Here is a 19,478-nt window from a genome sequence, read left to right on the forward strand (position 1 = left end):
GACCTGGAGCACTTCGAGCTCCCGAGTGTGATCGAAGAAACCCGACCAGAACGATTCGGCCGGAGAGGGGGATGGCGTGAGCACCGAAGCTACGACGACCGGGAATGGAACAACCGGGGAAACAACTGCTGTCTCCCCCGCCAAGACGAACATGTTCTCGAACTTGCTCTCCGAGATCGGACTGCTCTTCACCTTCACCGTTCGCGTGTGCGTTGCGGCGTTCACATCTCTTCGACACAAGCGCCTCGCCTGGCGTGAGGCGCTCGACCAGATGTGGTTTCTCGCCCACGTCACCTCGGTCGCGTCCGCTCTGGTGATGATTCCCCTCGGTGTCGGGGTAGCACTGCAGATCGGTGCGCTCGCAGATCAAATCGGCGCGGGTGCGTACAGCGGTGCCGTCGTCGCGTTCCTCATCATCGGACAGGCCGGCCCCCTGGTGTGCGCCCTGATCATCGCCGGTGTCGGCGGTTCCGCAATCTGCGCAGATTTGGGAGCGCGAACGATACGCGAGGAAATCGATGCACTCGAAGTGCTCGGTCTACCCGTGCTCGAACGCCTGGTCGTACCCCGGATGATCGCCATTGCCGTCGTCTGCCTCCTACTGAACTCGATAGTTCTCGTAATCGGTTTGGGCGCAAGCCTCTTCGTTCACGTCCTGATACTCGACGGCAGCGCACAGAGTTTCCTGCGCAATCTCGTTCAATTCAGTCAACCCAGCGACTTCGTCGTCTCCGGCATCAAAGCCGTTGCCTTTGCTCTCATCTCGGGAATCGTGGCCTGCTACAAGGGCCTGACCGTCAAGCGCGGAGCTCAAGGCGTCGGCGACGCAGTCAACGAGACCGTCGTGCTCTCGTTTGTCCTCGTGTTTGTCGCCAACCTCGCAATTACTCAGTTCTACCCACTGTTCGTCACGGTGAAAGGTGCCTATTGATGCACCTGCCCATCGCAATTCGTGCCAAGCGGGTCAGTTCGCGGACCGTCGACGGCCTGAGTCGACTCGGCGATCAGTTCACGTTCCACGCGCGTGTCATCACCTCGATTCCCGCAACCCTCAAGCGCTATTGGCGTGAAGTCGCCCGTCTCGTCGCCCAGGTGGCATTCGGTTCGGGCACCCTGCTCGCCGGAGGCGGCAGCGTCGTCGTGATCTTCGCGATCTCGTTCTTCGCCGGTTCCCAGATCGGACTCGAGGGCTACCGCGGACTCAACCTCGTCGGCCTCGCACCGCTGTCCGGCGTGATGTCCGCCATCGCGAATACTCGCGAGGTGGCACCACTCGTTGCCGCAATCACCCTGGCAGCCAAGGTCGGAACCGGATTCACCGCGCAGCTCGGAGCGATGCGGATCTCCGAGGAAATCGACGCGCTCGAAGTCATGGCGATTCCCTCGCTGCGGTACCTGGTCACCACCCGAATGATCGCGGCGCTCATCGCGGTGGTCCCGCTGTACCTGGTCGGCCTGTTTGCTTCGTACATGGCAACGGCGCTTGCGGTGATCCGGGTCAAAGGCCAGTCGGAGGGAACGTACGGCTACTACTTCAGTCTTTTCCTCTCTCCCAACGACATCTGGTTGTCCTTGATAAAAGTCATGGTGTTCGCGGTCGTCGTGACCCTCGTGCACTGCTACTACGGTTACACCGCGACGGGTGGACCCGAAGGCGTCGGACGAGCCGCCGGACGAGCGTTGCGCACCAGCATCGTCTTCCTTGCATTCACCGACGTCGCGATGACCATTGCGCTGTGGGGACTCAAACCTCACGTACCCGGGCTGACCGGATGATCGTCACGAATTCCAGCCGAATCACCCTGGCACTGCGGGGTTTACTCGCCGTGGTCATCCTGATCCTCGCCTACGTCTTCTTGTTCAGCAGAGGTACGGACTCCACCGGTTCCACACCGCAGGTCAGTGCTGTCGTCCCCGCCAGTGCCGGTGCGCTGCGAGTCGGATCGTCGGTTCAGTACCGCGGCGTCGTCGTCGGCGCGGTGGCCGAGATCGAGCTGGGCACCACCGCTTCGACCGTCTCACTCGCGATCGACGAGGGAGCGTTCGAGGACATACCGTCGACAAGTCAGGTGCGACTGATGCCCCGCAACATCTTCGGCGACTTCTTCGTAGACCTGATTCAACCTGACGGACTCTCGCGTGGTCCTGCTCTCGTGCCGGGTACCGAATTGGTATCCGATCAGTCCGAAGTCGCGGTCCAGCTCTACCAATCGATCTCACGGATCTACTCGCTCGTTTCTTCCCTCGACCCCGCCGACATCAACGTCGCACTCACGGCAGTCTCGGACGCGTTGAGCGGCAAGGGAAACCAGATCGGCGAATCGCTCGATTCAGTCCACCAAGCGTTGGTCGGTGCGCAGCCCGTCATCGACGGACTCGGTGACGACCTCGACGACATAGCCACCCTCGCCGACAGTCTCTCGACGAGTGCGCCGGACATGCTCGCCGCATTCGAGAACTCCATCACCACATCCAAGACCGTCGTCGAGAAATCCGACGGGTTGGCGGGGCTTCTGCGTGCCGGCACCAGCACGGGAGCTGCCGCCACGAGTCTGATCGGTGACAATCGCGACCGCATGATCACCTTGGTCGACGACGCCGATTCCCTCACCAGCGCAATCACTTCGCGGCCGGACCACATCACCACCTTCTACAACGGCCTGCGCAATCTCACGATCAAGCTCCCGCCCGCGTTGGCGCATGGTCCGTGGCTCAGCACCGATCTACGGCTGTCCGTCACAGATCTGTATCCGTACGGAAAGACCGACTGCCCACAGTACGACGGAACCCGCGGACCCAACTGTCCTGCCGCCGCGACCGCGTTCGGCGGAACCGTCGGCCCGGTCGGCAGCCCTGCCGAACAGTCCCTGATCTCGGCTCTCACCCAGGGCGGTACAGCTTTGGACACTCTCGTGGCGGGGCCGGTATTTCGCGGCACGACGGTGGTGGGCGGATGAGCGTGAAGAAATCTCTGATCAGGTTCGGACTGTTTGCTGCACTGTCGATTCTCGCCACCGTGGTTGTGGTGAGCACCCTGATCAACCCAGTCTCCGGGTCGAGTTCGCAGTACCGGGCCGTCTTCGTCAATGCCTCCGGCCTGGTCACCGGCAGCGATGTTCAGATCGCCGGGGTGCGAGTAGGGCGCGTCGACAGCGTCGAGCTGGTGAACAACCAAGCCGTCGTCGGCTTCGAACTCGAATCTGCACAACGTATTCCGTCCGACGGTCGCGCTGTGGTGAGGTACGCAGACCTGTTGGGAGCGCGAACAATTTCGATCGAACCCGGACAGGCCGAACGCGCAACAGGCAACTACCTCTCCCCCGGGGCCACAATTCCCGTGGAACAGACTCAGCCGGCGATCGACCTCACCGACATCCTCGGCGGATTCCGTCCCCTGTTCGACGCACTTGACCCCGCAGAAGTCAACGAGCTTGCCGCACAGGTCGTCCAGGTATTCCAAGGACAAGGTTCCACCATCGAAAGCCTGCTGGAGCGCACTGTTGCCGTCACCGAGAACTTGACGTCCCGGGACGCGATCTTGGACCAACTACTGAACAACCTCGACCGGGTCCTTACCGTGACCACGACGAATCGACCCAACTTCGTCGAGATGATCAACACGCTCGACACACTGGTCGGCGGTTTGGCACAGGACCGCCAACAGATCTCGGCCGCAGTGGATTCCGCAGGCGCACTGACTTCTTCACTTCAGGACTTGGTGACGGGCGTGGAACCGGACTTGGCTGGCGCGCTGACTTCGATCGATCAGTCGGCTCGCGTCGTCGTCGACAATCGTGAGTCGCTGGCGACCGGTATCACCGCTTTCGATCAACTGTTCACCCAGTTGGGGATCGCGATGAGCTACGGAAGCTGGGCGAACATCTACATCTGCAACTTCCGGCTCAGCGCGCTGGACCAATCGGTGACCCTCGGCGGCCCCGAGCGTTCGGCGGTGTGCCGATGAACTGGCTCACCGTCAAGAACCCGGTCCGCAACGGAATCATCTGCATCCTCGTCGGAGTCGGTGTGGTTCTGGCTGCACTCGTTGTCCCTCAACTGATCTTGAAGGTCAAGACCAACGAGTACCACGCCGTCTTTGCCAACGCCACCGGGTTGACGCAGGACGATCCGGTCAACGTCGCGGGAGTCCCGAGCGGGGTGGTCACCTCGTTGGCGGTCAGCGGCAACTCGGTTGAAGTCACCTTCCGACTCGACGACGGCGTCACTCTCGGCGAAGACTCCCGTGCGGACATCAAGATCTCGACTCTGCTCGGCCGACGCTCGCTCGACGTCACTCCGAACGGATCGCGCTCGTTACCCGCAGGTTCGACCATCCCCATCGAGAACACGAGCGTTCCGTTCACTCTCGACGATCTCGGTCGAGGAGCACAATCCACGTCGGAAAACCTTGATCTGCAACAACTGCGAAACATGCTGACCGTGGTGTCCGACAACTCACCGGACGATCCCGAACTCATTCGCCGCTCACTCGAGGGAATCGACGCACTCTCCGGAGTAGTCAACGACAACGACGTTGCGCTCCGTTCCCTTCTCACCGGAGCGCAGCAGACGACCGCAACACTGATCGAGCAGAAGGACACTCTGGAAACCCTTCTGGGGAATGCGGATCTGGTGATGTCCACGATCGCCGACCGGCGAGATGTGCTGAATGCGCTTGTACAAGACCTGAATCAGTTGAGCACCACACTTGCCCAGTTCCTGGGCGACAACCAGGCTTTGATCGACTCGGTCATGGGAGACATCCACGTGGTGACGGGAGTTCTGTCCGAGAACGAACAATCACTGACCACACTGCTCGACAACTTCGCCCCCAGCGTCCGCTACGTCACCAACGCGACCGGTAACGGCAACTGGCTCGACCTCAACTCGCCCTCCACCCTCATCCCGGACAACTGGTTGTGCGTCGTCGGGCTCGTTCAGGGGTGTCGATGACCACGACCGTCAAGAAACTCGCCGTGCTGGCAGCGATTGTGATCTGCGCGATCGGTGCCGTCCTGTTCGTCACGCGTGACGAACACAGACTCACTCTCACCGCCGAATTCACCTCGACCGACGCTATCTTCACCGGGAACACAGTGACGATTCTGGGAGTTCCCAGCGGGAGGGTCGAGAGCGTCACGCCGGAAGGGTCCCGGGTACGAGTGGCGCTGAGCCTGCCATCCGGAACACGTATACCCGCCGACGCGCAGGCCTGGGTCCTGTCTCCCTCGGTCATCAGTGACCGCACGATCGAACTCGGGCCCGGCTACGAGGACGGTGAGTTCCTCACCGACGGCGCGGTGATCCCTCTCGAACGCACTCACTCCCCGCTGACGTGGGACCAACTCACCGCATCGGTGAACGAATTGACGGTGGCGCTCGGCCCTGGCGCCGACGGCGGCGGGATCGGTGACCTCATCGGAGAAGGCGCCCACGCGTTGGACGGCAACGGGCAAGCATTCAACGATGCCGTTCGGTCCATCTCACAGGCCAGTTCGGTACTGGCGGGTGCAAGTCCCGACATCTCCGAACTGGTGAAGAACCTGAACACCCTCGTGCAGTTGATCGCGGACAACCAGACCAAGGTCGACTCCCTGTCGAACTCGGTGACAGTCACCGCCCGCACGTTCAGCGCCCAGCGAGAAGACATCAGCGGGGCGCTCGATTCCCTGACCACGTTGCTCGGACAGGTCTCAGCGCTACTCGCCGAACACGGCGAGGCGGTCACCGCCGATCTGGGTACGCTCGCACAGTTGGCCGGTGCAGTCGCGACCAAACAGGATCAACTGCGCGAGATCATCGAAACGGCACCAACGGGATTCGAGAACGTCGCCAACCTCGTCACCGAAGAAGGCCGAGCCAGAGCACGATTGAACGTCGCCACCGATCTCTCACAGTTCGACACGACGCGAGAACTGTGCGAGAAGATGCCGATACCGCTGTGCACAGGGCCGGGAATCGTCAATCCCATCGAATTTCCTTCGGCAGGCAGCTCCGACCTGGCACGCATCCTCGGTGGGGGCAACTGATGGCGTCGAACAAGTCCGTAGTGAGCGTTGTCGTGGCACTTGTCATCGCGGCGCCATTGACCGGCTGCAGTCTCAACTTCCAGCACCTCCCCCTCGGACGCGGTCTGCCAGGAGAGTCGTACCCGCTGAACATGGAATTCGTCGACGCGTCGTTACTTCCCGTCGGCGGTGAGGTGCGGATCGGCCAGGCAGTGGTCGGCAGAGTCATGTCGATGAGCGCGCAAACCTTTGCAGCCGTGGTACATACCGAAATCGCGTCGGACATCGAACTACCTGTCGGCACCCGCGCTCGGATCGAACTGTCGACCCCGATCGGCGATGCGTTCGTCAACCTCGAAGTTCCGGTCGATCCAGCGGGCCCCATTCTCGAACCAGGTTCCACCATCGAGCGATCGGAGACCGTGCGCGGACCCGATGTCGCACAACTGCTCGGCGCCGTCGGAACTCTGTTGAACGGCAGTGGGTTGGCGCAGGTCAAGAACATCGTCAGTGAGGCTGATCAGATTCTCGACGGCAGGGAGGAGACGATCCGCGATCTGCTTGCACGCCTTGACACTTTTCTCGGAACACTTGACGACCGAAAGGAATCGATCAATTCGGCACTGGATTCACTGAACCGGCTCAGCGCTCTGATCGGAGACGAGAGCGCCACCATCGACAAAGGCTTGCGCACACTCACACCCGCATTGGGCGTGATCGCCGACCAACGACAACCGCTCCTCGATCTACTCGACGAAACCGATCGGCTCAGTACCGCAACCAATTCCGTACTCGACCAGTCGGCCGACCAGATTTCCGAGATCACCGGACGACTGTCACCCATCCTCGACCAGTTCTCGGCAATGGGGCCGACACTGGGTGAGACGATGGCCAACCTGGACAACGCAAGAGTGCTCCTCGAGCGTGCCAGCCCAGGCGATTACGTGAACATCGACCTCGACGTCGATGTCGAGGGCACCGTGACCGGAGTGCTCAACGAGATAATCCCGGGCGCCGCACCGCCACTGCCACCTCTGCCCGCCTCCGATCGGGAACTGCCGATCACGACACCCCTGCAAGGAGGAACGCGATGAAGAACCGAACCGTCTATTTCGAGATCGCCGCCTTTCTCCTCATCGCGGTGGTCAGCACGACGTACGTACTCCGGCAAGTCGGTGCCGGAGATCCGTTCACCGGAACCTTCTCGGTCATCGTCGAATTGGAGAACGCGGCCGGAATCGCTCCCGGTTCGGAAGTGGCCTATCGCGGAGTCACCGTCGGCGACGTCGAGTCGGTGGAGGTGGACTCTGCCCAGGACCTCGTCGTGATGACGTTGAGCATCGCCGCCGACAAACAGATCCCCAACGATTCGCATGTGGCCATCAGCCAGGACACCGCCGTTCCGGTATTGAAAGTTCAGTTGTCCTCGCAGACCGACGGCGGCCCGTATCTGGTTGAAGGTTCCGTCGTTCCGACTGAGCGCACTTCGATCCCGGTCGCGTTGGGAACCGTGATTGCGAATTTCAACGCTGCTGCCGACACCGTCGATCCGGCAGACCTGCGAACCCTCTCGCACGAACTCGGCGAGGGATTGAACGGATTGGGTCCGGATCTGCAGGCGCTCGTCGACAACTTCGACGTGCTCGCGCGCACTGTCCAATCCGATCAACCGCGTGTCAACACACTCGTCGAGAACTCGCGCTCACTGTTCACTGCGAACGAGGAAAATGTTGACGCTCTTCCCGAAGTTGCACTCACACTTCGCCAATTGACAGATCAGGTACGAAACTCCGATCCGCAACTGCGCACACTCCTCGATCGAAGCCCGAGTGTTCTCGACAATCAGATACTGCCTCTCATCGAACAGAGTCGTGAGCCGTTCAGTCTGCTGTTGGCCAATTCTCTCGTCTCCACTCAGATCGTCACTGCACGGATGCCCGCCGTCGATGCCTTGTTGGTGGTGGTGCCCAAAGGATTCGAGAAGTTCGGAAGTATCGTCAAAGACGGACGGGCACAGCTTGATCTGATCACAGCACTCGGACCGGTCTGTATCTACGACACGCCCCGGCGATCGGTACAGGACACCTCACCGACCACGCTCGACAAGAACCAACACTGCGCGGACCAGTCGGGCCGGATTCAGAATCGCGGATCGCAGAACGTCCCCACCGGAACTGGAACGATCGACGGGGTTGCTGAATACGATCCTGCCCTCGGAACGGTCGCAGCCGGTGACGGAACGTCGATTCGTCTGGGCCTCAACGGTGGTCAGAACACCGTTCTCGGTGACAACTCGTTTGCCGCACTACTAGTACAAGGAACGCAATGACCGAGACAACCGAACCCCAGACGCCCACAATCGTCGACAAGCCCAAGCGGCTTCGCAAGCAGACCGTAGCGATCGTTGCCGGCGCCCTGGTCGTGGTCGCGGCGCTCGGATGGGGCGCATTCGCGACCTGGCAGAAATCGGTCGACGAAAACGCGCGTATCAGCGCCCTGGACAGCGGACGGCAATTCGCCACTGATCTTGCGACGTACAACTTCCAGAACCTCGATCAGAATCTCTCCGTGGTCCGTGACAATTCTGTCGGCGAATTCGCCGGTCAGTACGCCCAGGTGGCAGCCAACCTTCAGAATATGATCGTGCAGTATCAGGCGACCTCGTCCGCTCAGATCATTTCAGCCGGGCTGGCGAGCAGTGATCGCGACAACGCCGAGGTTCTCGTGTTCCTCGATCAGACGATCACGAACACCAACTCCCCCGATCCGAGAATCGACCGCAACCGGATGCAACTTTCGCTGGTCCGCGAGGACGGCGAGTGGAAACTGAGTAACGTGCAGTTGTTGTGACCCGGCGGTCGGGCGTCAAAGACAGCCGTGTCGGCGACTGCCGATAAAGTGGCCCCCACAAGTCGACGTCTCCTTCGTCGACCGGGAGCGCAAGGTTCGAGGAGTGTGTCGGTAGCAGTGGCAGTGGAATCTTCGGTGCTGCTGAAGTGGTACTCCGAGACGGCTCGCGACCTGCCGTGGCGACGCGAGGGCGTCAGTGCCTGGCAGATCCTGATGAGCGAGATCATGCTCCAGCAGACGCCGGTGGTGCGCGTTGCGCCAATCTGGGAAGAGTGGGTCGAGCGCTGGCCGGTGCCGTCGGCGATGGCAGCGTCGAGCCAGGCAGAGGTGCTTCGCGCGTGGGGCAAACTCGGTTATCCACGACGCGCGCTGCGGTTACACGAATGCGCGGGCGTCCTGGCTGCCGAGCACGGTGACGTGGTCCCGGAAGACGTCGATACCTTGCTCTCGCTACCGGGAATCGGTTCGTACACCGCCCGCGCCGTCGCGTGTTTCGCCTACGGACAGCGAGTGCCTGTGGTGGACACCAACGTACGACGCGTAGTTGCGCGAGCCGTCCACGGCAATGCGGAACCCGGGAACCCGTCCAACACGCGAGACCTCGCCGACGTGGCGGCGCTGCTGCCGAGGACGCGTGCGCGCGCCGCCACCTACAGCGCAGCTCTCATGGAACTCGGTGCACTGATCTGCACGGCGCGGAACCCGAACTGCGAGAACTGCCCTTTGCCGAACTGCGCGTGGGTCGCTTCGGGCAAACCGGCACACACCGGACCACCCAAGAAGGTGCAGAAGTTCGCGGGCACAGATCGCCAGGTTCGTGGAAAATTGATGGCCGTTCTTCGCGAGAGTCACCGTCCGGTCGAGCGCGCGCAACTCGACATCGTCTGGCCGGCCGATCCGGGTCAGCGTGACCGTGCGTTGCATTCACTGCTGGTCGACGGACTGGTCGAGCAGACCGACGACGGCCTGTTTGCGCTGGCCGGAGAGGGTACGGCTTAGCCGACTCGCAGCGGGGTGCATTCTTCGGCTGAGGGTTCGTCGGTCTGGAGCGGTGCGACTTCCGGATCAGAACGCCGAAGTACAGCAGGAACGGCAGGCACCACTGGATCGCAAGGCGCAAGCGTCGGAATCTGTAGGGCAGCGCCGGGCGGGGGCCCGCTGGTGGAGGTCGCCGACTCGGCGCCGATGTTCGGGCTATCCGTGGACACCGCGCGCGACCCGTCCGGCGACAGAGCGATCAGCAACCCCGTCAACATGAGTAGAAGCGGCAGTACTATTGCCGCCGCCCACCGGACCCTGTTGACGGGCCGGGCAGCCATGCCGCCACCGGACCGAACTTCGCTTCCGCGATCGGCCGCTACCAGCGCAGCCCCTATCGCCAGTTGGGTCCGCTCGCCGAGAAACAGGAAGCCGAGACCTGCCAGTTCAGCGGCTTCCGCGGACGGCTGCCGAGAGTCTTCCTTCACGAGCATGGCGACGAGCATCTTGGGCACAGGGTCTCGTTCGGCGACGAGGAGGTCCAATGTCGCAGCAAACGTCGAGCTGTCCGCAAGCAACTCGGCCGTGTCGTAACGATGCGCCGAGTCCACGACGCCTGCTCTCGGGTCGACGGCCGCGATCACGGTCTCACTGCCGTCCGGCCAGAACGCGAGAATCGGCGAAACACCAATGAGAGCGTCGACCGTCCGAAGGTAGGCAAGCCGTGCGTCGAGACCGTTGACCAACTCGATGTTCTCGAAAGGACTGGAGGACAACGAATCCGAGACAAGTTCGCGCACGTCCGCACGCTCGCACATCACTCCGACGACGGTGGGGCACAGATTCGAGCGCAGGGCTCGACCGGTGGCGACCTCGGCCGCGGAGGCGAGTGCGCGCGCCGACGCTTGCGGAGAGGGAACAGTCCCGTCTGCACCCCAGGGGTGACGGAACTCGTCGATCGAGCCAAGAAGGGGTGTGTCCGCATCTACGAGAGCTGTTGAAATTGACTGATTTTCGAATACAACGCCCAGGCTTTCACGCACTGGATCCTCCATTGACTGCTACTGACTGTTACGAGTGTTGCCATTCCTGCGAAGCTGTATCAGAACGTCAGGCCACCGACCGCCATTGCACCTGGTTCCAGCACCACATCCACCGGCGCTCGGCCGTCGACCGTGACGCGATACGTCCCCGGTAGCAGTCCGACAAACGAGAAGTGACCCTCGAACGGTTTCACCGTCCGCGCTGTCGCGTGCCCGCATTGATCGACGCCGTCGATCACCACCGCCTCCGAGATGCCCGATGTCACCAGACCTGAGATTCGTCCATCTGCCGAGACAGCAGCCCACTGGCTTCTCTGACCACCAACAGAAATCCCGTACGGATCACACACTCCCGGGGTGGTCGCCACCCGCACCGTGACATCGCCCGACCGCACGCGAACCGCCCCCCGATCTGCGGTGACCAGTGCAGCGATCGGTAGACCGTCGGCGTCTTCCCGCTTTCCCGCAGTCATCGTCGCCGTTCGGGTGAAGTACCGGTCCGCTTCCAGATTGCCTATCAGGCAATGTAATCCGACCTCGTCGACACCCGAGCCGTCTCCGCAGTAATCAGGCACGGACGGCAGAACGAAACCTCGAGGCACCGGAAGTTGCACGACCACGTCGGAGAGCGGGTTGCCCCGGACACCGATGTCGATGACATACGTCACCGGATCACCCTCTCGGACAATGCCGTTGGACGGTCCCGAATCGAGCCCTGGACCGTCAGCGGGATCGAAGGGCGGTGCACCGTCAATCGCCGTCAACTCGACGGTGAAGGGAGGCACGAACTCTCCCTCGGCCGCCAATCGAACATCCGACTGCATCGGCAGCAAGCCGAGCGCAGCAGCGCCGACCACCAGAGCTCCGGTCACGACAACTATGCCGATACCTCGCACTCCTCGGCGCCACGCTCTCGGCCGGAGTCCGACGACAACGGCCTTCGACCGCACCTCTGACAGACGAGTTCTCACGACGCTCCTTTCGATGTCTGACTCTCTCGGGCCTCCGACAGGCGCTCGCGGCCACATTTGGCGAATCCCGAGCTACGTTCAATAGAAGTCGCTCGAGGGACTCGAAAGCCAATGGTGACGGCGTGATTGTGTGGGTGAACTTCTCTCAGCCGGGGTGAATTCCCGGGTGAATTGCCCGGGATGGCACGCTCTGGATTCGCACCAGCTACGCTCCTCCCTGTAGATAGATGGATCGAGACAATCCGCCCAAACTCTTCAATCATTGCGGGGCGCGAAAGCAGAAAGGGTCCGCGCTGATGTTCGGGATGGACGGCCACGACTGGGCAGCTATTCCCGAAAGGCGCACCCTCGCGACGTCGATTCCCCGGCAAGCGCTCTTCGACAAACTTGACCGACGTGCCGCGCTGACCATCGTCCGTGCACCGAACGGCCACGGGAAATCGTCGTTGATCGCATCGTGGCTGCGCGCCCATTTGGCATCCGAACGAATACTCGTCTGGGTCTCGGCCCCACGGCCCTCGTCGACACTCGAAGATTTCTGGGCCGTTGTCCTCGATCGAATCCACGCTGCCGGAATCGCACTGCCCGACGTCGACGATCTCGCCGATCCTTTCACCGCTGTCGCCAAATCCCTGAACGCCCTCAGCCGCCCCGTGCTGCTCGTGCTGATCAGGCCGGATCTGATATCGGAACCAGAGTTGGACGATCAGTTGATCGAACTCCTCGCCCTCTGTCACAACCTGGACCTCGTGGTCACGCTCTCGGGCTTCGGCATGTTCTCCGAGCCGTACCTGCTCGACACGGACCACGAGGTGATAGGCGCGAGTGAGCTGTTGTTCACGAGAGCCGATACCGCCCATTTGCTCGCACAAGCTGACGTAAACACGACTGACGGTGATGCCGAACAAATCACATCCCTGACAGGTGGGCTGCCAGCGCTGGTTCGTGTCGCCGTTCCCGCCGTCCAGACATCGGGTAGCCGCAACCGCGAGCAGATGATCAGGAAGAACATCGCGCAGGCGATCGACGACTACGTGAACAAATCCGTTCTCATGACCGCTGATCATGTGGAACAACTCGAGTTCCTGCTCGCGACGGCCTTTGCGCGATCGATCACCGTCGACATCGCCGCCATGCTGTTCGAGTCCCAACACCCTGAGGATGGCGAGACCGTTCATCAGATTCGCGTGCGCCTGGCGATACTGGAGACAGCCGGGTTGTTGTCACGGGTCGAGACCGAAGCCGAAGAAACCTGGGAGCTGCCTCCCGCCATTCGTCGATCGATACTCGCGCACCAAAAGCGCGCTGGAGTCGATCCGGCGCAACGTCTTTCGTTCCTCGCACACAACCGACTCGACCACGGTCATCACGCGTCGGCGCTGGACTACGCGGTCGAGGCACAGAACTGGACCCTGGCAGTAGACATCGTCGAGCAACACTGGGTGACGATGATCGTCCACAATCTGGACTCGGTTCGCTCTGCTCTCCAACGGATTCCGGCGGAAGCAGCGGACAAACACTCTGCCGTGGAGGCAGGGCGCGCACTGTTCATGCATCCGAGCGAGCGCTCGACGGTAGTCGACTTGCTACCCGAATCGCCGGCAGAACTGTGGGCTCTCGGCGCTGAAGCCGGCGCGAAGGACGCCTTGAGCATTGCCTGCGTTCAATCGATCATGCTCAGGATGGCAGGCGAGTACGGGCTCGCAGCAGAAACCACCAGGCGCCTGTCTCATCTCAGTCGCAGTGCGCTGGAGAACAACCCGGAAGCGGTCAGCGCACAGCTCCCTCTCATGCGACTTCAATGGGCGATCAATTTTCAATTGAGCGGCAGGTTCACAGAATCCACGATCAAGGCACGAATGGCGTACCACGGCGCCCTGTCTCATGGAGTCGACTTCATCGCTCGTAACTCTGCGGGAAGTGCCGCCCTGAATTGGGCGCTGGCTGGTGAGCCGCGGCAGGCCACACACTGGTCCGAACTCGAACAGAAGCATCCGGACCCCGGCGGTTGGCTCGAACCTGTGGTCAAGATCGCCGGCCTGACAGCACGGGCGCTCACTGCTCTCGACACACTCGACTTCGCCGACGCACGTCTCGCATTGACCGAACTCGGTCTTCCGTCCGACACCGAGGAACTGTGGGCATTCGTCGTCTATGCGCATTGCCAATTCGCCTTGACCTCCGGCGACCACACTGCGGCACTACTGTTGCTCCACAATGCGATCGAAGCACATTCCAAGCAGTACACGGCTACATCCTTCGCGCTTCCTCTGTTGCAATCCGCAGAGATCGATCTCTTGCTCGCTCTCGGACAGGGGAACAATGCCGTAGCACTGGCCAAGGAGATCATCGATCCTGCCGCCAATCCGTGGACGCTCACGTCGGTGGCACGTTTGCGTCAGCGGATCGGCCAGAACGAGGCCGCGGTGGCGCTGTGTCACCAGTTCGACTGGTCTGGCGTATCCTATCCGCGGGCACAGATGGAATCGCTTCTGGTGCAAGCGGTTGCACACTCCGAGCTGGGTGAGCCACGCCTCGCCTCTCAGGAGTGGTCCAGAGCGTGCAGCATCGCGGATCAGACCGGACTTCTACGTTCGTTCGCGACCATCGCATCGGCGGACGTCGAGAAACTCGAATCGATGGCCGAAACGAAATCGCGTGCACTCGCCGAATTCTCGAAAAGGTCGCCTGCGGAATCATTTCCGGAATTCGTACATATCGTGGAGCTGACCGAACGCGAGCAGAAAGTCCTCTCACTCCTGGCGCTCGGCATGGGGTCGGCTGCGATGGCCGACAAACTGTACGTGTCCGTCAACACCGTCAAGACTCAACTGCGCACTCTCTACAAGAAGCTCGACGTACACAATCGAAACGAAGCGATCACGAGGGCACGCCAACTGCGCTTGCTGTAGTCAGGGTCGGATCTGATTTCGGACTACATTCTGTAGGCATGAGCACCGATTCCTGCGTCTTCTGCAAGATCGTCGCGCTGACCGAGCCGGCGATTCTCGTTCACGAGAGCGAGACAACTCTCGCATTCCTCGATGCACGGCCGGTGAGTCGCGGACACACCCTGGTGGTCCCCAAGCGTCATGCAGAGAACCTCGATGCTCTCGAAAGTCACGAAGGCGCAGAGATGTTCCGCGTCGGCACGCTCATCGCCGGAGCTCTACGCCGCTGCGACATCGCCGCTGACGGAGTCAACTTTCTCGTCAACGACGGGCGTGCCGCGGGCCAAACCGTGTTCCACTCGCACCTGCACGTCGTCCCCCGCCATCGCGGCGACAAGGCGAAGTTCGCTGCCGGACTCCTGGCCAGGCGAGCCGTCGAGCTGGAGCAGGTGGGCGCGTCGATCCGAAGTCAGCTCACCGTGTGAAGGAATTCCGTCACCACTTCGCGATAGCGCTGCGGTTGATCGTCGTGGACCAGGTGGCCTGCATCGGCAATACGTACGTACCGAGTTCCCGGCCTCTCGGCCATCTCTCGCATCTGTCCCTCAGGGGTGATGGTGAACTCTCCCTCGATCAGCAAGGTCGGCACCTCGATCGCCTTCCACTGATCCCAGAAATGCCTCGTGCCCCACTCCTCCGAGATGTCGCGGAAGGTCGACACGTCGCCGTGCAGGTACCACCCGTCGTCGCGGCGGTCGAAAGAATCGAGAAAGTACTTGCCGGCGACGGGGCCGAAGAATTCCTTCATCGCCTCCTCGGAAGCAAACGGCTGCGGCCACGCCGAGATCATCTGCGCCCAGTCCGCAGCGGTGCGTCCACGAAAGTCCGGGGCCATGTCTTCGAGGACCAGCGCACAAACCTTTTCGGGATGCGCGGCGGCGAAGCACCACGCATGCAGAGCCCCCATCGAATGACCGATCACGATCATCGGCTCCTCGATGGACGCAACCGCCGATGTCAGGTCCTCGACGAATGCCTCGGTAGTCAGTGCCGCTGGCGCCGGCCTGCCGTGACCGGCAGCGTCGAAGGTGTAGACGTGGCCGAACTCGCGGATCCACGGCACCTGGCGTCGCCACGTTCGGGAGCTGCCCATGAGGCCGTGCAACAACAGAATCGGTTGTCCCGTTCCACCTTCGTCATGCAACACGAGTGTCACGGTACGCGGTGAAGGTGCGCGGGTAATGTCGCTTGCATGGCAGTCGTGAAGATCAATGCAATCGAGGTCCCCGAGGGCGCCGGCCCCGAACTGGAGAAGCGCTTCGCAGCACGCGCTCACGCAGTCGAGAACTCCCCGGGCTTTCTCGGATTCCAACTCCTCCGCCCCACCGCCGGTGAGAGCCGCTACTTCGTGGTGACCCAATGGGAGTCCGAGCAGGCGTTCGCCGATTGGCGTGACGGCCCCGCCCGTGAAGCCCATTCCGGCGAGCGCGCGAAGCCCGTCGCTTCGGGTGCGTCGTTGCTCGAATTCGAAGTTGTCCTGGACGTCGCCGCAAAGAGCTGATCTCGAGCGATTGTGCCTGCCTTGGCGGGCACAATCGACGGTCATCTCGGCTTCACGCGTTGACACGGTGCGGGCTGTAGTGCAAAAGTTCGCATGTAAACGCGATGGTCCGACAGGAATCCGGTGAAAGCCCGGAGCGGTCGCGCCACTGTAATTCGAGGTGAAGTGCCTTTTTCGGCACGACTATTTCGACAGCCAGACACTTCGGCCATCGCATGGACCTAGGGGACGCGAAAATCCCAGGAGGCTTCGATGGCTCTCGCCTATTCTCCCGATACGTCGATCGATTCGACTCGTCTTGCTTTCCTCGCCGCTGCAGTAGTTCTGTTCGCGATGCTGGCTCTCTACCTGGTCGGATTCGACCAGGGCGCTATCTCTCGCACCGGCATGTACATGCATGAATTGATGCACGACGGTCGACACTTGATGGGCCTGCCGTGCCACTAGTCGACAATTTCACGAAGCTTCTCATTCGTGGTTTGTTGGCTGGTCTGATCGCAGGCATCCTTGCCGGCGGAGTTGCATTCGTGCTGGGTGAACCGCACGTCAACGCTGCCATTGCGATCGAAGAAGCCAACAGCGCCACCGGTGAGGTTTCCGGCGAAGCCGCTGGGCATTCGCACGGTGACGAAGAAGAACCACTGGTGAGCCGCGACGGGCAGCGCGCCGGGCTGTTCCTGGCCACGGCGCTTGCCGGACTGGCGCTCGGGGCGATCTTCTCGGTCGTTGCCAATTACGCTCGACGACTCACCGGAATGTCCGGGCCGTTGTTGGCGATCACCATCGCCGTCGGTGGTTGGCTGGCTATCGAGGCTGTCCCCTTTTTCAAGTACCCGGCCAATCCGCCGGCCGTCGGAGATCCCGACACCATCAACCAGCGCACACTGCTGTGGCTGGCCGCCGTGATTCTCGGGCTGCTGTCCGTCACCGCGGCAGCAGCGGCTGCAAAGGCAGTTTCCGGGCACGAGTTCCTCAGTGTGCGCATCGCTGCTCCGGTGGCTGCGTTCCTGGTGATCGTCGCGATCGGTTACGTCTCGCTTCCCGGCATCAACGAGGTGGGCGAGGACTTCCCGGCAACTCTGCTGTGGGAGTTCCGACTTTCCTCGCTCGCTACGCAGGCGACGCTCTGGCTCGTGCTCGGGTTGGCATTCGCCTTCCTCACCGAGCGCGCGACCAAGGACACCGAAGTAGCAAAGAAGTACGCCCTTCGCTGAACCTGCTGTGCGCCTTTATTAACCTCCCGCGGTTAATAAAGGCGCACAGCAGTTCTTTTTCAGCTCAGATGATGCACTTCTTGCAGTCCGTACACCGGCGTCGGGATGCCCTCGTAACGCGCCTTCAATTGCAACGCCAAGTACAGCGAGTAGTGGCGCGACTGGTGCAGATTGCCTCCGTGGAACCACAGCGCTTCCTGCTGCGTCGGCTTCCACATGTTGCGCTGCTCGCCTTCCCACGGTCCCGGATCCTTGGTGGTGTTCGACCCCAGGCCCCACACCTTGCCGACCTTGTCGGCGGTGTCCTGACCGATCAGATCCGCCACCCAGCCATTCATCGAGCCGTAGCCGGTCGCGTAGACCACCACGTCGGCAGGCAATTCCGTACCGTCTTCGAGGATCACGCTGTTCTCGGTCAGCTCACGAATGTTGCCGTGCGCGAGCTTGATGTCTCCATTGGCAACCAGTTCGGCAGCGCCGACATCGATGTAGTAGCCCGAGCCACGGCGTAGGTACTTCATGAACAGGCCCGAACCGTCGTCGCCCCAGTCGTGCTCGAAGCCCGCCTTCTCGAGGCGATCGTAGAAATCCTTGTCGCGCTCACGGATTGCGTCGTACACCGGGATCTGGAACTCGTGCATGATCCGGTACGGCAGCGAACCGAACGTGAGGTCCGCCTTGTGTGTCGTCATGCCGGCGGCCAGTGCTCGCTCCGAGTACAGATCGCCCAAGCCCAAATCCATCAGCGAATCCGACTTCACGATGTGCGTCGAGCTGCGCTGCACCATCGTGACGTCGATACCGTTCTCCCACAGTGCGCCGCAGATGTCGTGCGAGGAGTTGTTGGCCCCGATCACGACGACCTTCTTGCCCACGTACTGATCCGGGCCGGGGTGCTTGCTCGAGTGGTGCTGATCGCCGAGGAACTTGTCCTGCCCGGGGAACGTCGGAACGTTGGCCTTGCCGGACATACCCGTCGCCATCACCAACTGCTTGGGACGCAACGTCAACTTCTCGCCGTTGCGGTTGACCTCGACGGTCCATTCCTGGGTCTTCTCGTCGAACGACGCCGAGGTGCAGGTCGTGGAACTCCAGTACGGAACCTCCATGACCTTGGTGTACATCTCGAGCCAGTCGCCGATCTTGTCCTTGGGCGCGAACACCGGCCAGTTGTCGGGGAACGGCATGTAGGGCAGGTGGTCGTACCAAACCGGATCGTGCAGGCACAGGGACTTGTAGCGTCCGCGCCACTGATCGCCGGGTCGCTCGTGGCTGTCGATCACGATGGCCGGTACTCCGAGCTGACGCATCCGGGCGCCGAGCGCGATGCCGCCCTGGCCGCCGCCGACGATCACGACGTAAGGCTGTGTGGTGTAACCGAGTTCGCGGTCTTCGATCTCCTTCTGCTCGGCCCACGTGATGCGGTTCGGGTCTGCCCCATGCTTGGCGCCACGAGGCCGGCGAGTGCCCTTACCTTCTTCGTGTCCCTTCAATTCCTGCAACGACGTCAGCAGGGTCCAACCTTCATCTCCTTTCAAACGAAGGTGCCCGTGCGCGCGACCGGTTGCAGTCTCGAATTCGATCCAGGCCGACGTGACGCCGTCGGCTTCGTCGGGTGTCTCGGTGGTCCGGAATCCCGAAGGATCGGTGTCGTCGAGACGCTCGGAGAGCATGTCGGCAATCTGCTCGCGACCTTCGACGGTCTTGATGTTCCAGGTGAACGACACCAAGTCGCGCCAGAAGCTGTCGAGTGCAAATTTGCCTGCCACACGCTCGATGTCACGAGCCGCGAGGGCCGACTCGAAATCCGCCAGCCAGGCGTCGACGCGTTCCTGAGGTGTCACCGCCGTCAACTTCACCTCGGGGGTGACTGCGGAATCGATGGTTTGCGTCATCACTTCTCCTTGTTTGTGAATGTGACACACAGCACATCCCATAAGTGGCCCCGGTCACAAGCGTTGC

At 61.7% G+C, this 19,478-nt stretch carries 19 protein-coding genes and 1 riboswitch; of the genes, 15 read left to right on the forward strand and 4 right to left on the reverse strand.

Going from position 1 to position 19,478, the window contains the following annotated elements; all coding sequences use genetic code 11:
* Window positions 1-76 precede the first annotated feature (76 nt).
* The 10 genes from QRN54_RS02275 (at window position 77) to QRN54_RS02320 (ending at window position 9,857) form a co-directional block, all read left to right on the forward strand.
* On the forward strand, window positions 77-931 hold the full coding sequence (locus QRN54_RS02275) for an MlaE family ABC transporter permease (protein WP_285181516.1): 855 nt from the start codon (window positions 77-79) through the stop codon (window positions 929-931).
* Window positions 931-1,776, forward strand: a complete 846-nt coding sequence (locus QRN54_RS02280; RefSeq protein WP_003945610.1) for an MlaE family ABC transporter permease — start codon at window positions 931-933, stop codon at window positions 1,774-1,776. The genes QRN54_RS02275 and QRN54_RS02280 overlap by 1 nt, the downstream gene beginning before the upstream one ends.
* Window positions 1,737-2,957, forward strand: a complete 1,221-nt coding sequence (locus tag QRN54_RS02285; RefSeq protein WP_285181517.1) for an MCE family protein — start codon at window positions 1,737-1,739, stop codon at window positions 2,955-2,957. The genes QRN54_RS02280 and QRN54_RS02285 overlap by 40 nt, the downstream gene beginning before the upstream one ends.
* The gene (locus QRN54_RS02290) at window positions 2,954-3,964 is read left to right on the forward strand and encodes an MCE family protein (RefSeq protein ID WP_050656749.1); all 1,011 of its coding nucleotides are present in this window, start codon (window positions 2,954-2,956) and stop codon (window positions 3,962-3,964) included. Before QRN54_RS02285 ends, QRN54_RS02290 begins: the two co-directional genes overlap by 4 nt.
* A complete protein-coding gene (locus QRN54_RS02295) occupies window positions 3,961-4,953 on the forward strand; it encodes an MCE family protein (protein ID WP_063892124.1) in 993 nt (330 codons plus the stop codon). The genes QRN54_RS02290 and QRN54_RS02295 overlap by 4 nt, the downstream gene beginning before the upstream one ends.
* Window positions 4,950-6,029: an MCE family protein gene (locus QRN54_RS02300; RefSeq protein ID WP_037132219.1), complete on the forward strand. Its 1,080-nt coding sequence runs from the start codon at window positions 4,950-4,952 to the stop codon at window positions 6,027-6,029. The genes QRN54_RS02295 and QRN54_RS02300 overlap by 4 nt, the downstream gene beginning before the upstream one ends.
* A complete protein-coding gene (locus QRN54_RS02305) occupies window positions 6,029-7,102 on the forward strand; it encodes an MCE family protein (RefSeq protein ID WP_285181518.1) in 1,074 nt (357 codons plus the stop codon). The genes QRN54_RS02300 and QRN54_RS02305 overlap by 1 nt, the downstream gene beginning before the upstream one ends.
* Window positions 7,099-8,337, forward strand: coding sequence for an MlaD family protein (locus tag QRN54_RS02310; protein WP_042923604.1), 1,239 nt, complete (start codon window positions 7,099-7,101; stop codon window positions 8,335-8,337). Before QRN54_RS02305 ends, QRN54_RS02310 begins: the two co-directional genes overlap by 4 nt.
* Window positions 8,334-8,858: an Rv1363c family protein gene (locus tag QRN54_RS02315; protein WP_042451875.1), complete on the forward strand. Its 525-nt coding sequence runs from the start codon at window positions 8,334-8,336 to the stop codon at window positions 8,856-8,858. Before QRN54_RS02310 ends, QRN54_RS02315 begins: the two co-directional genes overlap by 4 nt.
* Before the next feature lie 117 nt (window positions 8,859-8,975).
* A complete protein-coding gene (locus QRN54_RS02320; protein ID WP_007726916.1) occupies window positions 8,976-9,857 on the forward strand; it encodes an iron-sulfur binding domain-containing protein in 882 nt (293 codons plus the stop codon).
* Here QRN54_RS02320 and QRN54_RS02325 read toward each other — a convergent pair.
* A complete protein-coding gene (locus tag QRN54_RS02325; protein ID WP_285181519.1) occupies window positions 9,854-10,879 on the reverse strand; it encodes a hypothetical protein in 1,026 nt (341 codons plus the stop codon). The two genes, QRN54_RS02320 and QRN54_RS02325, sit on opposite strands and share 4 nt — an antisense overlap.
* A gap of 59 nt (window positions 10,880-10,938) precedes the next feature.
* On the reverse strand, window positions 10,939-11,850 hold the full coding sequence (locus tag QRN54_RS02330; protein WP_054781752.1) for a hypothetical protein: 912 nt from the start codon (window positions 11,848-11,850) through the stop codon (window positions 10,939-10,941).
* 227 nt (window positions 11,851-12,077) lie between these two features.
* Here QRN54_RS02330 and QRN54_RS02335 point away from each other — a divergent pair, with 227 nt between their 5' ends.
* Both QRN54_RS02335 and QRN54_RS02340 read left to right on the forward strand, forming a co-directional pair.
* Window positions 12,078-14,762, forward strand: coding sequence for a helix-turn-helix transcriptional regulator (locus tag QRN54_RS02335; protein ID WP_285181520.1), 2,685 nt, complete (start codon window positions 12,078-12,080; stop codon window positions 14,760-14,762).
* Between the two features lie 38 nt (window positions 14,763-14,800).
* Entirely contained in the window at window positions 14,801-15,226 is a 426-nt protein-coding gene (locus QRN54_RS02340) for an HIT family protein (protein WP_003945905.1), read from the forward strand.
* On the opposite strand, the gene QRN54_RS02345 is transcribed toward QRN54_RS02340, so the two are convergent.
* Window positions 15,211-15,948, reverse strand: a complete 738-nt coding sequence (locus tag QRN54_RS02345) for an alpha/beta fold hydrolase (protein ID WP_285181521.1) — start codon at window positions 15,946-15,948, stop codon at window positions 15,211-15,213. The two genes, QRN54_RS02340 and QRN54_RS02345, sit on opposite strands and share 16 nt — an antisense overlap.
* Window positions 15,949-15,993: 45 nt before the next feature.
* Here QRN54_RS02345 and mhuD point away from each other — a divergent pair, with 45 nt between their 5' ends.
* From mhuD to QRN54_RS02360, 3 genes are all read left to right on the forward strand, one after another.
* Complete coding sequence (mhuD, locus tag QRN54_RS02350; RefSeq protein WP_007726927.1) at window positions 15,994-16,302, forward strand: mycobilin-forming heme oxygenase MhuD; 309 nt, start codon at window positions 15,994-15,996, stop codon at window positions 16,300-16,302.
* Between the two features lie 88 nt (window positions 16,303-16,390).
* Window positions 16,391-16,529: riboswitch (cobalamin riboswitch) on the forward strand.
* Between the two features lie 25 nt (window positions 16,530-16,554).
* A complete protein-coding gene (locus tag QRN54_RS02355; RefSeq protein WP_003945915.1) occupies window positions 16,555-16,749 on the forward strand; it encodes a CbtB domain-containing protein in 195 nt (64 codons plus the stop codon).
* Window positions 16,740-17,516 (forward strand): CbtA family protein, encoded by a 777-nt coding sequence (locus tag QRN54_RS02360; protein ID WP_285181522.1) that lies wholly within the window; start codon window positions 16,740-16,742, stop codon window positions 17,514-17,516. Before QRN54_RS02355 ends, QRN54_RS02360 begins: the two co-directional genes overlap by 10 nt.
* 59 nt (window positions 17,517-17,575) lie before the next feature.
* On the opposite strand, the gene QRN54_RS02365 is transcribed toward QRN54_RS02360, so the two are convergent.
* Window positions 17,576-19,411 (reverse strand): flavin-containing monooxygenase, encoded by a 1,836-nt coding sequence (locus QRN54_RS02365; protein WP_020968370.1) that lies wholly within the window; start codon window positions 19,409-19,411, stop codon window positions 17,576-17,578.
* Between the last annotated feature and the right edge of the window lie 67 nt (window positions 19,412-19,478).

Source organism: Rhodococcus sp. MEB032, assembly GCF_030208925.1.
Lineage (GTDB): Bacteria > Actinomycetota > Actinomycetes > Mycobacteriales > Mycobacteriaceae > Rhodococcus_F > Rhodococcus_F qingshengii.

Excerpts from the sequence above, each read along its gene's own strand:
- QRN54_RS02355 (WP_003945915.1), top strand. The coding sequence starts at position 16,555 with ATGGCTCTCGCCTATTCTCCCGATACGTCGATCGATTCGACTCGTCTT.
- QRN54_RS02280 (WP_003945610.1), top strand. The coding sequence starts at position 931 with ATGCACCTGCCCATCGCAATTCGTGCCAAGCGGGTCAGTTCGCGGACC.
- QRN54_RS02335 (WP_285181520.1), top strand. The coding sequence starts at position 12,078 with ATGGATCGAGACAATCCGCCCAAACTCTTCAATCATTGCGGGGCGCGA.
- QRN54_RS02305 (WP_285181518.1), top strand. The coding sequence starts at position 6,029 with ATGGCGTCGAACAAGTCCGTAGTGAGCGTTGTCGTGGCACTTGTCATC.
- QRN54_RS02300 (WP_037132219.1), top strand. The coding sequence starts at position 4,950 with ATGACCACGACCGTCAAGAAACTCGCCGTGCTGGCAGCGATTGTGATC.
- QRN54_RS02295 (WP_063892124.1), top strand. The coding sequence starts at position 3,961 with ATGAACTGGCTCACCGTCAAGAACCCGGTCCGCAACGGAATCATCTGC.
- QRN54_RS02290 (WP_050656749.1), top strand. The coding sequence starts at position 2,954 with ATGAGCGTGAAGAAATCTCTGATCAGGTTCGGACTGTTTGCTGCACTG.
- QRN54_RS02315 (WP_042451875.1), top strand. The coding sequence starts at position 8,334 with ATGACCGAGACAACCGAACCCCAGACGCCCACAATCGTCGACAAGCCC.
- QRN54_RS02310 (WP_042923604.1), top strand. The coding sequence starts at position 7,099 with ATGAAGAACCGAACCGTCTATTTCGAGATCGCCGCCTTTCTCCTCATC.
- QRN54_RS02340 (WP_003945905.1), top strand. The coding sequence starts at position 14,801 with ATGAGCACCGATTCCTGCGTCTTCTGCAAGATCGTCGCGCTGACCGAG.
- QRN54_RS02365 (WP_020968370.1), bottom strand. The coding sequence starts at position 19,411 with ATGACGCAAACCATCGATTCCGCAGTCACCCCCGAGGTGAAGTTGACG.
- mhuD (WP_007726927.1), top strand. The coding sequence starts at position 15,994 with ATGGCAGTCGTGAAGATCAATGCAATCGAGGTCCCCGAGGGCGCCGGC.